12 protein-coding genes and 3 tRNA genes are annotated in these 13,814 nt (G+C 63.7%); 10 read left to right on the top strand and 5 right to left on the bottom strand.

The annotated features are described in order from the left end of the window. The first annotated feature begins 51 nt into the window (after window positions 1–51). From lon to AC1DHL_RS05800, 6 genes are all read left to right on the top strand, one after another. The gene (lon, locus tag AC1DHL_RS05775) at window positions 52–2,493 is read left to right on the top strand and encodes an endopeptidase La (protein WP_478101386.1); all 2,442 of its coding nucleotides are present in this window, start codon (window positions 52–54) and stop codon (window positions 2,491–2,493) included. 54 nt (window positions 2,494–2,547) lie between these two features. Beyond that, window positions 2,548–2,623: transfer RNA gene (locus AC1DHL_RS05780), tRNA-Gly, on the top strand. Between the two features lie 77 nt (window positions 2,624–2,700). Beyond that, window positions 2,701–2,774: transfer RNA gene (locus tag AC1DHL_RS05785), tRNA-Cys, on the top strand. A gap of 86 nt (window positions 2,775–2,860) precedes the next feature. Beyond that, window positions 2,861–2,953 (top strand) — tRNA-Leu (locus tag AC1DHL_RS05790). 22 nt (window positions 2,954–2,975) lie between these two features. Next, window positions 2,976–3,608, top strand: a complete 633-nt coding sequence (locus AC1DHL_RS05795) for a DUF6806 family protein (protein ID WP_478101384.1) — start codon at window positions 2,976–2,978, stop codon at window positions 3,606–3,608. Window positions 3,609–3,682: 74 nt separating this feature from the next. Next, on the top strand, window positions 3,683–4,981 hold the full coding sequence (locus AC1DHL_RS05800) for an MFS transporter (RefSeq protein ID WP_478161250.1): 1,299 nt from the start codon (window positions 3,683–3,685) through the stop codon (window positions 4,979–4,981). A 9-nt stretch (window positions 4,982–4,990) separates the two neighbouring features. Here the strand turns inward: AC1DHL_RS05800 and AC1DHL_RS05805 are convergent, their stop codons facing one another. The 3 genes from AC1DHL_RS05805 to AC1DHL_RS05815 are packed head-to-tail and all read right to left on the bottom strand — an operon-like array spanning window position 4,991 to window position 8,166. Next, a complete protein-coding gene (locus AC1DHL_RS05805; protein WP_478161252.1) occupies window positions 4,991–5,752 on the bottom strand; it encodes a PA3715 family protein in 762 nt (253 codons plus the stop codon). Between the two features lie 12 nt (window positions 5,753–5,764). Further along, window positions 5,765–6,619 (bottom strand): glutamate racemase, encoded by an 855-nt coding sequence (gene murI, locus AC1DHL_RS05810; protein ID WP_478161254.1) that lies wholly within the window; start codon window positions 6,617–6,619, stop codon window positions 5,765–5,767. Continuing rightward, on the bottom strand, window positions 6,616–8,166 hold the full coding sequence (locus AC1DHL_RS05815) for a fumarate hydratase (protein ID WP_478101376.1): 1,551 nt from the start codon (window positions 8,164–8,166) through the stop codon (window positions 6,616–6,618). The genes murI and AC1DHL_RS05815 overlap by 4 nt, the downstream gene beginning before the upstream one ends. Window positions 8,167–8,296: 130 nt before the next feature. Here AC1DHL_RS05815 and fumC point away from each other — a divergent pair, with 130 nt between their 5' ends. Beyond that, entirely contained in the window at window positions 8,297–9,694 is a 1,398-nt protein-coding gene (gene fumC / locus AC1DHL_RS05820; RefSeq protein WP_478101374.1) for a class II fumarate hydratase, read from the top strand. Between the two features lie 21 nt (window positions 9,695–9,715). Here fumC and AC1DHL_RS05825 read toward each other — a convergent pair whose 3' ends face one another. Further along, window positions 9,716–10,336 carry a YqhA family protein gene (locus AC1DHL_RS05825; RefSeq protein WP_478101373.1) on the bottom strand — a complete coding sequence of 207 codons (621 nt, stop codon included), beginning with the start codon at window positions 10,334–10,336 and terminating at the stop codon, window positions 9,716–9,718. A 195-nt stretch (window positions 10,337–10,531) separates the two neighbouring features. Between AC1DHL_RS05825 and acs the strand changes: the two genes are divergently transcribed. Both acs and AC1DHL_RS05835 read left to right on the top strand, forming a co-directional pair. After that, window positions 10,532–12,526 (top strand): acetate--CoA ligase, encoded by a 1,995-nt coding sequence (gene acs, locus AC1DHL_RS05830; protein ID WP_478161256.1) that lies wholly within the window; start codon window positions 10,532–10,534, stop codon window positions 12,524–12,526. Between the two features lie 57 nt (window positions 12,527–12,583). Then, entirely contained in the window at window positions 12,584–13,090 is a 507-nt protein-coding gene (locus AC1DHL_RS05835; protein ID WP_478101370.1) for a LapA family protein, read from the top strand. Between the two features lie 7 nt (window positions 13,091–13,097). Here the strand turns inward: AC1DHL_RS05835 and AC1DHL_RS05840 are convergent, their stop codons facing one another. After that, a complete protein-coding gene (locus tag AC1DHL_RS05840; RefSeq protein WP_478161258.1) occupies window positions 13,098–13,403 on the bottom strand; it encodes a c-type cytochrome in 306 nt (101 codons plus the stop codon). Between the two features lie 104 nt (window positions 13,404–13,507). On the opposite strand from AC1DHL_RS05840, the gene AC1DHL_RS05845 reads away from it, so the two are divergent. Next, window positions 13,508–13,768, top strand: a complete 261-nt coding sequence (locus AC1DHL_RS05845) for a TIGR04438 family Trp-rich protein (protein ID WP_478161426.1) — start codon at window positions 13,508–13,510, stop codon at window positions 13,766–13,768. The last annotated feature ends 46 nt before the right edge of the window (window positions 13,769–13,814 follow it).

The following is a 13,814-nucleotide window of genomic DNA, read 5'->3' on the forward strand; positions in this document are numbered from 1 at the left end:
TGAAAAGCGCGCGCGGCCGACCATCTTTCCATGATCAAGTAAAGGATTCCCATGTCCGGTCATACCCCCCTGCCTGCTACCGAACTCGATCTGCCGTTGCTTCCGCTGCGCGATGTGGTCGTGTTCCCTCACATGGTCATCCCGCTGTTCGTGGGTCGTCCCAAGAGCATCAAGGCGCTGGAACTCGCCATGGAAGCGGAGCGCCGCATCATGTTGGTGGCACAGAAAGCTGCAGCCAAGGACGAGCCTTCGGTCGAAGACATGTTCGAGGTCGGTTGCGTCTCGACCATCCTGCAGATGCTGAAGCTGCCCGACGGTACCGTGAAGGTGCTGGTCGAGGGCCAGCAGCGTGCACGCGTCAACCGCATCGACGACAGCGAAACGCATTTCTCTGCCAACGTGACGCCGGTCGAACTGGGTGACATCGCGCCTCAGAAGGGCACCGAAGTCGAAGCGCTTCGCCGCGCTGTGATGCAGCAGTTCGACCAGTACGTGAAGCTCAACAAGAAGATCCCGCCGGAGATCCTCACGTCGATCTCGAGCATCGACGATCCGGGCCGCCTCGCGGACACCATCGCGGCCCACTTGCCCTTGAAGCTCGACAACAAGCAGGCCGTGCTGGACCTCGACGACATCAAGGCGCGCCTGGAAAACCTCTTTGGCCAACTGGAGCGTGAGGTCGACATCCTCAACGTCGACAAGAAGATCCGCGGGCGCGTGAAGCGCCAGATGGAAAAGAACCAGCGCGACTTCTACCTGAACGAGCAGGTCAAGGCGATCCAGAAGGAGCTTGGCGAAGGCGAAGAGGGCGCGGACATCGAGGAGATCGAGAAGAAGATCAAGCTCGCCAAGATGCCCAAGGAAGCGCTCAAGAAGGCGGAGAGCGAACTCAAGAAGCTCAAGCTGATGTCGCCGATGTCGGCCGAGGCGACGGTGGTGCGCAACTACATCGACGTGTTGGTCGGCCTGCCCTGGAGCAAGAAGACCAAGATCAAGCACGACCTCGCGCATGCCGAGGAAGTCCTCAACGAGGACCACTACGGACTCGAGAAGGTCAAGGACCGCATTCTTGAATATCTCGCGGTGCAACAACGCGTCGACAAGGTCAAGGCGCCGATCCTGTGCCTCGTCGGGCCACCGGGCGTGGGCAAGACCTCGCTCGGGCAGTCGATCGCCAAGGCGACTGGCCGCAAGTACACGCGCATGGCGCTGGGCGGCATGCGTGACGAAGCCGAGATTCGCGGCCACCGTCGCACCTACATCGGCGCACTGCCGGGCAAGGTGCTGCAAAGCCTGAACAAGGTCGGCACGCGCAATCCGCTGTTCCTGCTCGACGAGATCGACAAGCTGGGCACGGACTTCCGTGGCGACCCGTCGAGCGCGCTGCTTGAAGTGCTCGACCCGGAGCAGAACCACACCTTCGGCGATCACTATGTCGAAGTCGACTTCGACCTGAGCGACGTGATGTTCGTCGCGACGTCGAACTCGATGAACATCCCGCCGGCGCTGCTGGACCGGATGGAAGTCATTCGCCTCGCGGGCTACACCGAAGACGAGAAGACACACATCGCGCTGAAGTATCTGCTGCCCAAGCAGATGAAGAACAACGGCGTGCAGGAAGAGGAACTCCTCATTGCCGAAGAGGCAGTGCGCGACATCGTGCGCTACTACACGCGTGAAGCGGGCGTGCGTTCGCTCGAGCGCGAGCTCTCGAAGATCTGCCGCAAGGTGGTCAAGGGCCTGCTGCTCAAGAAGATGGTGCCGCAGGTTGTCGTCAACGGCGAGAACCTCAACGACTTTCTGGGTGTGCGCAAGTACACCTTCGGCCTGGCCGAGAAGCAAAACCAGGTGGGACAGGTGGTCGGGTTGGCATGGACCGAAGTCGGCGGTGACCTGCTCACCATCGAAGCCGTCACGATGCCTGGCAAGGGCGTCATCAGCCGCACCGGTTCGCTCGGCGATGTCATGAAGGAATCGGTCGAAGCCGCACGCACCGTGGTGCGCAGCAGGGCCGGTCGACTCGGCATCAAGGACGAGGTGTTCGAAAAGCGCGACATTCACATCCACGTGCCCGACGGTGCTACACCCAAGGACGGCCCGAGCGCGGGCGCTGCGATGACGACGGCTTTCGTGTCGGCGCTCACCGGCATTCCGGTTCGCGCTGATGTCGCGATGACCGGCGAGATCACCTTGCGCGGTGAAGTCACGGCGATTGGCGGACTGAAGGAGAAGTTGCTCGCCGCTTTGCGTGGTGGCATCAAGACCGTGTTGATCCCCGAAGAAAACGCGAAGGATCTGCAGGACATTCCCGAGAACGTGAAGAACGGCCTCGAGATCGTGCCGGTGAAGTGGATCGACAAGGTGCTGGAAATTGCGCTCGAGAAGACGCCGACGCCGCTGTCCGACGAAGAGGTCGCGGCCTCTGCGGCTGCAGTGGCCGAACTTGCCAAGCAACGCGCTGCGCGACCAGCTGAAGGTTCGATCAAACACTGATGCGTGCGAGTTGCGAGACCTCGAAAAAATGCTCTATAATTCGAGGCTCGAAACGCGGGAATAGCTCAGTTGGTAGAGCGCAACCTTGCCAAGGTTGAGGTCGAGAGTTCGAGACTCTTTTCCCGCTCCAAGTTTTGAAAAAAGGGAAGCGCAGGCTTCCCTTTTTTTCGCTGATTTCTACGACTTCGAAATCTCGGCAACGAGAGTGGCGCGATAGCAAAGCGGTTATGCAACGGATTGCAAATCCGTCTAGCCCGGTTCGACTCCGGGTCGCGCCTCCACCGAATCCAATGCCGAAACCACAGTCCCGCCAATCAACGTTGTCGGGACTGTTTTCATTTGGGGTATCGTCGACGTCCGACCGGAAGCCCGGATGGTGAAATTGGTAGACACATCGGACTTAAAATCCGCCGCTTCCTGCATAAGGGGCGTACCGGTTCGACCCCGGTTCCGGGCACCACCACACTACAAGGGAGCAAGACATGCCTCGCTATAACGCTCCGTTCGAAATCCATGTGCATGGCGATGTGCCGCTGCGTTCGGATGTGAGTTTCGAGCAGATCCAGGAAGCGCTGAAGCCGCTTTGGAAATATGCCGGTGCGCGCTCGCTGGCCGATGGCGCGACCAGCGTCTACGAAGAAGAGCCGGGTATCCGCTTCGAGCAGAAAGAGCACATGCTCCAGATCTGCTGGACCGTCGCCGGCGACGAGGATTTCCGCCAGGCGCTCGACGAGATGTGCATGGCTCTCAATGAGCTCGCGGAGCAGGGCGCGGCGCTCGAAGTCACCTTCTACGACACCGACTTCGACGAGGAGGAAGGCGACCCCGAACAGGAGTCGCGCGACGACTTCCTGATGCTGTTCGTCGGCCCCAATCCCGCCGCGATCATGCAGGTCCAACGCGACCTGCTCGTGGAAGACGTCGTGAACCTGATGGAACGTCACTTCGACGGTGCCGAACTCGGCGGCGTGGTGGCCGAGATCGACAAGCTCTTCGGCGATCGTTTCGACGCGCTGGTGAACTCGCTCGAAATCGGAAAACGCCCGCGCGGCGGCACCGGTGGGGCCGGTAGCGGCGGTCATGGTGGCGGCCGTCGCCCGCGTCACCTGCACTAGGCAAGCGTCTGCGACATGGAGCGGTCAGGCCGCTCCGCTATGCTCGGCGGCGATCTTTACAACGGAGACGTCGCTTGGCCCTATTCCCCCAGTCCGCCCTCCAGCCCGGCGTGCGCAAGCGCGAAGTGTTCGGCTGGGCCATGTACGACTTCGCGAATTCGGGCTACACGACCGTTGTCATCACCGCGGTGTTCGCCGCCTACTTCGTCGGTGGCATCACTCAGGGCGCCGCCTGGGGCGCGTTTGCGTGGACGGTAGCGCTAAGCATCTCCTACGCGATCGTGATGGTGACCATGCCGGCCATCGGTGCCTGGGCTGACCTGCAGGCGGCCAAGAAGCGCGTGCTGGTGTTCTCCACCGTGGGCTGCGTGATCGGCACTGCGGCACTGGCCTTGACCCCGCGTGTTGTCGGCTTGCAGGGGGTGGTACTGGCTATGGCGCTGGTGATCATCTCCAACACGTTCTACTCGTACGGCGAATCGCTCACTGGCGCGTTCCTGCCTGAGCTCGCGACCGCCGAAGGCATGGGCAAGGTCAGCGGCTGGGGATGGGCTTTCGGCTATCTGGGTGGGATGCTGGCGCTGGGTTTGTGCCTGGCTTATGTACTCTGGGCGCAAGCCAGGGGTTTGCCCGCCGCGCATTTCGTGCCCGTCACGATGCTCATTACCGCGGCGCTCTACGGCGTTGCAGCGTGCGCCACCTTCGTCTTGCTGCCAGAGCGCGCGCTCCCTCAGTCCGGCCAGGCTGCGCAGAACGCGTGGCAGCAGTTGCGGAGCACGTTTCGTGAGGCCCGCGCGTACCGAGACTTCATGTGGCTTCTCGCCTGCACGGTTTCCTATCAAGGCGGCGTGGCCGTCGCGATCACGCTGGCGGCCATCTATGCCGAGCAAGTGATCGGTTTCGTCCCCAGCGAAACCATGGTGCTGATCTTCGTGCTCAACATTGCGGCGGCGCTCGGCGCATTCGTGTTCGGCTACTGGCAGGATCGCCTGGGCCACAAGCGTTCGCTGGCGGGAACGCTCGTCGCCTGGATCGCGGTGTGCCTGATCGCCGCCTCGGTGACGACCAAGGGTGGTTTCTGGTTGGCCGCCTCGATCGCGGGTCTTGCGATGGGATCGAGCCAGTCAGCCGGCCGGGCGATGACGGGCGTGCTTGCGCCGCCGCGCCAACTCGCCGAATTCTTCGGCCTGTGGACATTCGCGACGCGCCTGGCCAGCATCGTCGGGCCGTTGAGCTACGGCGCCATCACCTGGATGACCGGCGGCAACCAGCGGATCGCGATTCTCGCGACGACGGTGTTGTTCGTTGCCGGCCTCGTGATGCTTTTGCCGATCGACATGCGGCGTGGCCGCGAGGCAGCCTTGCGCGCTTGAATTCAGGCGTCAGTCCGACGTCGTCCGTTTCGATGCGCGATAAACCGTGCCGTCATAGCGCAACAGCGTCGACTTGAACTTCGTCGGAAGCTGTTGGCTCACGCATTCCTCGCCCTGGAGAAGCGACTGGCTTTCGGAGCGTGCCTGGCGCAGCATGAGATCGGCGTTCCCGTTGCTCGCGCTGTGCATGACCGAGAGGGTGCCGCGGACCGTCTCGAAGCTGCCTGTGCAGTTGGTGTCCCACTCGCCGCGGTCAAGGGTCATTTCGAGCCCATCGAGCACCTTGGTGAGTTTTGCGCCCTGCGGCAGGTACAGCGACAGCACCTCGCTGGCGTAGGGGTTCGCCCGCGAAGACCCCTGGCGGAGCACCCTCAAGCCGAATGCGCGCGCGTCGGGCGCCAGCGCATAGCGAGCGGTGTCGACGCGGATCTCGGCGATACGCACGGCGTCCTCGGTCAACGCGGCCTCGTCGAGGAGCCGGCTGACAATCTTTGCGCGCTCGGTGTTGCCGTTGTCGGCTTGCTGGACGACCAGCACGTCGAGGTCGAACTGTGTGACGTCGGGCGCCGAGCCCGGTCGCGGCATGGGCAGTACGACGATATAGCGGCCCGGCAAGCCCCTCCACGGCTCGCACACGGCGCGTTCGTGGTCAAGGACGCGCTTCGGATGCAGCTTGGCATGCATGCGCTCCGCGAGGCCGGTATCGCAAGCGGCATGCCCGGCGATGCAAAAGAATCCGAGGAGCCCGGCAATGATGAATGCGCGGCGCATGCGTGAACTGGCTCAGGCCGTTGCCGCGTCGTGAGTCCGGGCGAGGCTCGCTCGCCCGGCAGGGTGTGTCAGCCAGCGCGCTGCCGCTGCATCGAGCGATTCGGGGGCCGCGCTGCTGAGCAACGTGACCGTACCGGTCCCTTGTTCGGTGAGCTGGCCGGACCGTTCCAGCAGCCGGCGCGTCTGCTGCGCCACCGGCGCGCCGGTATCGATGAAGCTCACCGCATCGCCCGTAAAGCGCCGTAAGGTGTCGGTGATGAACGGGTAGTGCGTGCAGCCGAGAACCAGCGTATCGATCTCCTCGGGCTGCCCGCCAAAACTGCCCGCGGCGCCGAGGTATTTCTCGCACAGAGCGATGATGCGAGTGGCGTCGGCGCGTTCGATGGCGCCTGCGAGGCCGTCGCATGGAACGATGCTGAATGTCGCCTGCGCATCGAAAGAGGTGCGCAGCGCCTCGAACTTTCGGCTTTCCAGTGTCACGCGCGTCGCAATGACGGCGATATGCCTCGTCTTGCTCAGCGCCACCGCGGGCTTGAGGGCCGGTTCGACGCCGACGACCGGCAGCGTTGAATGCTCGGCGCGCAAATGGTGGATTGCGGCGGCCGTCGCCGTGTTGCAGGCGACGACGAGCGCCTTGATCCGATGCTGGTCCAGCAGGTAGCGCGCGACCGTGCGGGTTCGGTCGCCGACGAAGGCGTCGCCGCGCTCGCCGTACGGCGCGTGGGCGGTATCCGCGAAGTAGACGAATCGCTCATTCGGCAACTCGTCGCGGAGCGCATTGAGAACGCTCAGTCCGCCGACACCGCTGTCGAACACACCGATCGGCCGATCGGCGCCAGCGCCAACATCGACCGTCGCTGCGTTCAAGCCGGTTCCAGCGTGATCGTCTTGAATTCGCCGCTGGCGATGCGCTTTTGCCACTCGGCCGGCCCAGTGATGTGGGCGCTGGTGCCGCCGGCATCGACTGCCACCGTCACCGGCATGTCGACAACGTCGAATTCGTAGATCGCTTCCATGCCGAGGTCGGCGAAGCCGACGACCTTGGCGGTCTTGATGGCCTTGCTCACGAGGTACGCGGCACCGCCGACCGCCATCAGGTAGGCGCTCTTGTGCTTCTTGATGGCCTCGATGGCGACCGGGCCACGCTCGGCCTTGCCGATCATGGCGATCAGGCCGGTCTTGGCCAGCATCATTTCAGTGAAGCCGTCCATGCGCGTGGCGGTGGTCGGGCCGGCGGGGCCGACGGCCTCGTCCCTGACGGGATCGACCGGGCCGACGTAGTAGATCACGCGGTTGGTGAAGTCCACCGGGAGCTTCTCGCCCTTGGCGAGCATGTCCGAAATGCGCTTGTGCGCGGCATCGCGGCCGGTCAGCATCTTGCCGTTGAGCAGCAGGGTGTCGCCGGGCTTCCAACTTGCGACTTCGGCCGGGGTGAGCTTGTCGAGATCGACGCGCTTGCTCTTGTTGTAGTCGGGCGCCCAGTCGATCTTCGGCCAGAGGTCGAGCGACGGTGCTTCGAGGTAGACAGGCCCCGAGCCGTCGAGCACGAAATGCGCGTGGCGGGTCGCGGCGCAGTTCGGGATCATCGCCACAGGCTTGCTTGCGGCGTGCGTCGGGTACATCTTGATCTTGATGTCGAGCACGGTGGAGAGGCCGCCCAGGCCCTGCGCGCCGATGCCGAGCGCGTTGACCTTCTCGTAGAGCTCGATGCGCAGCGCTTCGACCTTTGTCAGCTCGGCGCCGGAAGCCTTCTTGGCTTGCAGCTCGTGCATGTCGAGGTCGTCCATCAGGCTTTCCTTGGCCATCAGCGCGGCCTTTTCGGCGGTGCCGCCGATGCCGATGCCCAGCATGCCGGGCGGGCACCAGCCGGCGCCCATCGTCGGCACGGTCTTGAGCACCCAGTCGACGACGCTGTCGCCGGGGTTCAGCATCACGAGCTTGCTTTTGTTCTCGCTGCCGCCGCCCTTGGCTGCGACGGTGACTTCAACCGTGTCGCCGGGAACGATCTCGGTGAAGATCACCGCCGGCGTGTTGTCCTTGGTGTTCTTGCGGTCGAACTGCGGATCCGCCACGACCGAGGCGCGCAGCATGTTGTCGGGATGGTTGTAGCCCTGGCGCACACCTTCATTGACGGCGTCTTCGAGGCTGCCGGTGAAGCCGCCCCAGCGGACGTCCATGCCGACCTTGAGGAACACGTTGACGATGCCCGTGTCCTGGCAGATCGGGCGATGGCCCGTGGCGCTCATCTTGCTGTTGGTCAGGATCTGCGCCATCGCATCCTTGGCCGCGGGGCTTTGCTCCCGCTCGTAGGCCTTGGCGAGGTGGGCGATGTAGTCAGTCGGGTGGTAGTAGCTGATGTACTGGAGCGCTGCGGAAACCGACTCGATCAGGTCGGCTTGCTGAATGATGGTCATGGCGATTTCGTGGGGGTGGGGTGGCAGACAAACCCGGCAATTATCCGCGCCGTGGCCATGGCTTGCAGGTACGGGTTCCCGATGGCCTTGTACGATGGCCTTTTCGACTCCGACCCAAGGGGCCTTTCACATGACGACATCCGCCAAGACCCGCATCGAACGCGACACCTTCGGCCCGATCGAGGTGCCGGCTGACAAGCTGTGGGGCGCGCAGACCCAGCGCTCGCTGCAGAACTTCGACATTTCCGGCGAACATCAGCCGCGCGAAATCATTCGAGCCCTCGCACAAGTCAAGCGCTCCTCGGCCGTTGTGAACCACGCACTCGGACTGCAGGACGAGAAGAAGACCAAGGCCATCGTCGCGGCGGCCGACGAGGTCATCGGCGGCAAGCATCCCGGCGAATTTCCGCTGGTCGTCTGGCAGACCGGCTCGGGCACGCAAACCAACATGAACGTGAACGAGGTGCTGGCGAACCGCGCAAGCGAACTGCTGGGCGGCGAGCGCGGAGAAGGGCGGCTCGTGCACCCCAACGACGATGTGAACCGCAGCCAGTCGTCCAACGACGTGTTTCCGACGGCCATGCATGTGGCGGCCGTCGAGGCGATCACCCACAAGCTGTTGCCGGCGATTGCGAAGCTGCGTGCGACGCTCGACAAGAAGTCGAAGGACTTCGCGGACATCGTGAAGATCGGGCGCACCCACCTCCAGGACGCGACGCCGCTCACCCTTGGCCAGGAGTTCTCGGGCTACGCCGCGCAACTTGCCCACGGCGAGGCGCACGTACGTGCCACGCTGCCGCACCTGTGTGAACTCGCGTTGGGCGGAACGGCGGTGGGCACCGGACTCAATGCACCCAAGGGCTACGCCGAGCAGGTCGCGGCCGAACTGGCAAAGCTCACCGGGCTGCCTTTCGTGACCGCTCCGAACAAGTTCGAAGCCATGGCTTCGGTGGATGCGCTGGTGCATGCGCACGGTGCGCTGAAAACGCTGGCTGCCAGCATGAACAAGATCGCCAACGATGTGCGCTGGCTCGCGAGCGGCCCGCGCAGCGGTATCGGCGAGTTGAGCATTCCCGAGAACGAACCCGGTTCGTCCATCATGCCGGGCAAGGTCAATCCCACGCAGAGCGAGGCTGTCACGATGCTCGCCGCGCAGGTGTTCGGGAACGACGTCGCCATCAACATCGGCGGCGCGTCGGGTAATTTCGAACTCAACGTCTTCCGTCCGATGGTTGCGCACAACTTTCTCCAGAGCGTGCGCCTGCTGGCCGATGGGATGGTGAGTTTCAACGACCACTGCGCCGCAGGCATCGAGCCGAATCGCGAGCGCATCACCGAGCTGGTTCAACGTTCATTGATGTTGGTGACTGCGCTCAACACGCACATCGGCTACGACAAGGCCGCATTCATCGCCAAGAAGGCGCACAAGGAAGGCTCCAGCCTGCGCGAGGCGGCGATCGCCTCGGGGCACCTGACAGCGGAACAATTCGACCAGTGGGTGGTGCCTGAGCAGATGACCGGAAGGTAGCTCCCGCGGCGGGCGGCGGCGTCAGTGATCGTCGTTCGCTGGCGCCGGCAGCATCAGCCGGTCGGTCACCGCGACCGCCATTGCGGAAAGCAGGAAGGTAATGTGGATCGCCGTTTGCGCGATCAGCACCCGGTCCGTGTAGTTGTCCGCGTTGATGAAGGTCTTCAACAGGTGGATCGAGCTGATGCCGATGATGGCGGTTGCCAGCTTCACCTTGAGCACCGATGCATTGACATGGCTCAGCCATTCAGGCTGGTCGCGGTGGCCTTCGAGGTTCATGCGGCTCACGAAGGTCTCGTAGCCGCCGACGATGACCATGATCAGCAGGTTCGAGATCATCACGACGTCGATCAACGCCAGCACGACCAGCATGATGACGGTCTCGTTGAGCGAGGTGACCGGCGCACTGCTCTTGTAGCCGATACCGTTGACCAGCGCCTGGAGCGCGTCCGTGCTGCCGAAGCCGGCCTGCACGAGGTGTGTGAGCTCGACCAGGAAGTGCACCACATACATGGCCTGGGCGACGATCAGCCCCAGGTAGAGCGGCAGCTGCAGCCACCGGCTCGCGAAGATCATGTTGGGCAGCGGGCGAAGCGGCGAAGCCTTGCCGGCTGTCGGGGGAAATTGATCGGGGTTTGACATCGAAGACGGTCGGATAACTTCGTGAACGACTGCAAAACGCGGGATTCTAGGGGGGTGAGGTCGTCGGCAGTGTGACGATCCCCTCGCTACCATGTGGCATCTGGCGTCAGTCGTCCGTAAGTGCGGGCGCTGACATTTCAAACCTGCATCGCACCTGATCGAAGTTTGACCGCAGTTGGTAAAGGAGACAAAGGAATGAGCAGCACTTCCACGATCGAATCCGTCCTGGTCGAAAACCGGGTGTTTCCGCCGGATGCCCGCGCCAGCAAGGGCGCGCGCATCGCCAGCATGGCCGCGTACGAGGCGCTGTGCAAGGAAGCCGCGGACGACTTCGAGGGTTTCTGGGCGCGCCAGGCCCGCGCCAATGTGGTGTGGACCAAGCCTTTCACGCGCACGCTCGACGAATCCAACGTGCCCTTCTATAAGTGGTTCGACGACGGCGAACTCAACGCCTCGGCCAACTGCCTCGACAAGCACATCGGCACACCGGTCGAGAACAAGACCGCCATCGTCTTCGAAGCCGACGACGGCGCGGTCACCAAGGTCACCTACAAGGAACTGCTGGCGCGCGTTTCGCAGTTTGCCAACGCGCTGAAGTCGCAGGGCATCAAGAAGGGCGACCGCGTCATCATCTACATGCCGATGACCATCGAAGGCGTGGTCGCGATGCAGGCCTGCGCCCGCATCGGTGCCACTCACAGCGTTGTCTTCGGCGGCTTCTCGGCCAAGGCACTGCAGGAGCGGATCATCGACGCCGGTGCGGTGGCGGTCATCACCGCGAACTTCCAGTTGCGCGGCGGCAAGGAACTCCCGCTGAAGGCCATCGTGGACGACGGCATTGCGCTTGGCGGTTGCGAGTCGATCAAGACGGTGCTGGTGTTCCAGCGCACGGCGACGGCCTGCAACATGGTGGCGGGGCGCGACCAGACTTTCGACGAGGCGCTCAAGGGCCAGAGCACCGACTGCCCGCCGGTTCCGGTCGGTGCCGAGCATCCGCTGTTCATCCTCTACACATCCGGCTCGACAGGCAAGCCCAAGGGCGTGCAGCACGCGACCGGCGGCTATCTGCTGTGGGCCAAGCTCACGATGGACTGGACCTTCGACATCCGCCCGGAGGACATCTTCTGGTGCACCGCCGACATCGGCTGGATCACCGGCCACACCTACGTCGCCTATGGCCCTCTCGCGGCGGGCGCCACGCAGGTGGTGTTCGAAGGCATCCCGACCTTTCCGCACGCGGGCCGCTTCTGGCAGATGATCGAGAAGCACAAGGTGTCGATCTTCTACACCGCGCCGACAGCGATCCGCTCGCTCATCAAGGCCGCGGACAGCGACGAGAAGGTGCACCCGAAGAACTGGGACCTTTCCTCCCTGCGCATCCTCGGCACCGTGGGCGAGCCCATCAATCCGGAAGCCTGGATGTGGTACTTCCGCAATGTCGGCGGCGAGAAGTGCCCCGTCGTCGACACCTTCTGGCAAACCGAAACGGGCGGCCACGTCATCACGCCGTTGCCGGGCGCCACGCCCTTGGTGCCGGGTTCGTGCACGCTGCCGTTGCCGGGCATCATGGCGGCGATCGTCGATGAAACCGGCAAGGACATTCCGAATGGCGGCGGCGGCATGCTGGTCATCAAGCGGCCATGGCCTTCGATGATTCGCACGATCTGGAACGATCCCGAGCGCTTCAAGAAGAGCTACTTCCCCGAAGAAATGGGCGGCACGATCTACCTGGCCGGCGACGGCGCAGTGCGCAGTCCCGACCGGGCCTACTTCCGCATCACCGGACGCATCGATGACGTGCTCAACGTGTCGGGCCATCGGCTCGGCACGATGGAGATCGAATCCGCGCTCGTGGCCAAGACCGATCTGGTGGCGGAAGCGGCCGTGGTTGGCCGGCCCGACGATCTGACGGGCGAGGCCGTCTGCGCCTTTGTCGTGCTCAAGCGTGGCCGTCCCAGCGGGGAGGAGGCCAAGCAGATCGCCGCGGACCTGCGCAACTGGGTGGCGAAGGAGATCGGGCCGATCGCCAAGCCCAAGGACATCCGCTTCGGCGAGAACCTCCCGAAGACGCGCAGCGGCAAGATCATGCGGCGGCTGTTGCGCAGCATCGCCAAGGGCGAGGCGATCACGCAGGACACATCCACGCTGGAGAACCCCGCCATCCTGGAGCAGTTGGGGCAGGCCTATTGAGTCCACCCCGCATGGGGTACAAACGACCTCTCCAATCCATCACAACGGGAGCAGGTCATGGGAGTCAGAACAGGTGTATTGCTGGTGGTCGTGCTGCTGATTGCGGCACTGGCTGCGTTGAACTGGGGCCTCATCATCGCCCCGACCACGATGTCGATCGGCTTCATGCAGGTCACGGCGCCCTTCGGGCTGATCATGCTGGGGCTGACGGCATTGCTGGGCGTCTTCTTCGCGGTCTATGTCGTCTACCTGCAAAGCTCGATCCTGATCGAGACGCGCCGGCATACGAAGGAAATGCAAACCCAGCGCGATCTCGCGGACAAGGCGGAGGCCTCGCGCTTCACGGAGCTGCGGAACTTCCTCGAAGCCCAGGAGAACGCCCACATGACGCGCAATGCCGAACGGCATGCCGCATTGCTCGCGCGGGTGGAGCAACTCGAGACGGCCATCAAGCTGCGGTCCGATCAGACGGACAACACGCTCGCGGCCCACATCGGCCAGTTGGAAGATCGCTTCGATCGCCGGTCGGCGGCTTCCGCAGCGGGCATGCCGCCGGCCGTCTGATCGGCGGCTACTTCGTCGTCAGGATCCAGGCTGCCAGCTTCTTCGCGTCGGCCTCGTTGACCTGATTGTTGGCGGGCATGGGGACCGGGCCCCAGACGCCAGAGCCGCCCTTCATGATCTTGGTGGCGAGCAGGTCGACCGCGCCCTTGTTGTCCTTGTACTTGACGGCGACGTCCTGGAAGGACGGCCCCAACACCTTGCGATCGACGGCGTGGCAGCTCATGCAGTTCTTCGATGTGGCCAGCGCCAGATCGGCCAGGGCGGGTGCCGCACAGCCGAGGCCGAGCACCGTGACAAGGAGCACTTTTTTCATGAAGTTCAATCGCGTGGGTGCGTTAAAGTCGATCCAGCGCGATTGTAGGGAGAGCGGTGGACGCTCTTGTTCGACGCGCCATGAGAACGACGGAGGAGTTCGCGATGTGGTTTCTGATGCTGGGCCTGCTCGGTGTAGCGCTCAAATTGCTCGAGGTCGGCTTTGTCGCCACATTGAGCTGGTGGATCGTCTTGATCCCGTTCGCGCTCGCTGTCGCGTGGTGGGCGTGGGCCGATGCGTCGGGCTACACCAAGCGCAAGGTGATCGAAAAGGAAAACGCCCGCAAGCAAGAGCGCATCGACCGCCAACGCAGCAACCTAGGCCTGCTGAGCAGCCGCTCGAACCGTCGTCGCGGCGGCCGCTGAACAACACAGGCACAGCCACCCGGCCGGCGCAGCCCGGCCCGTTGGT

The organism is Variovorax sp. 10L426, from assembly GCF_056395305.1.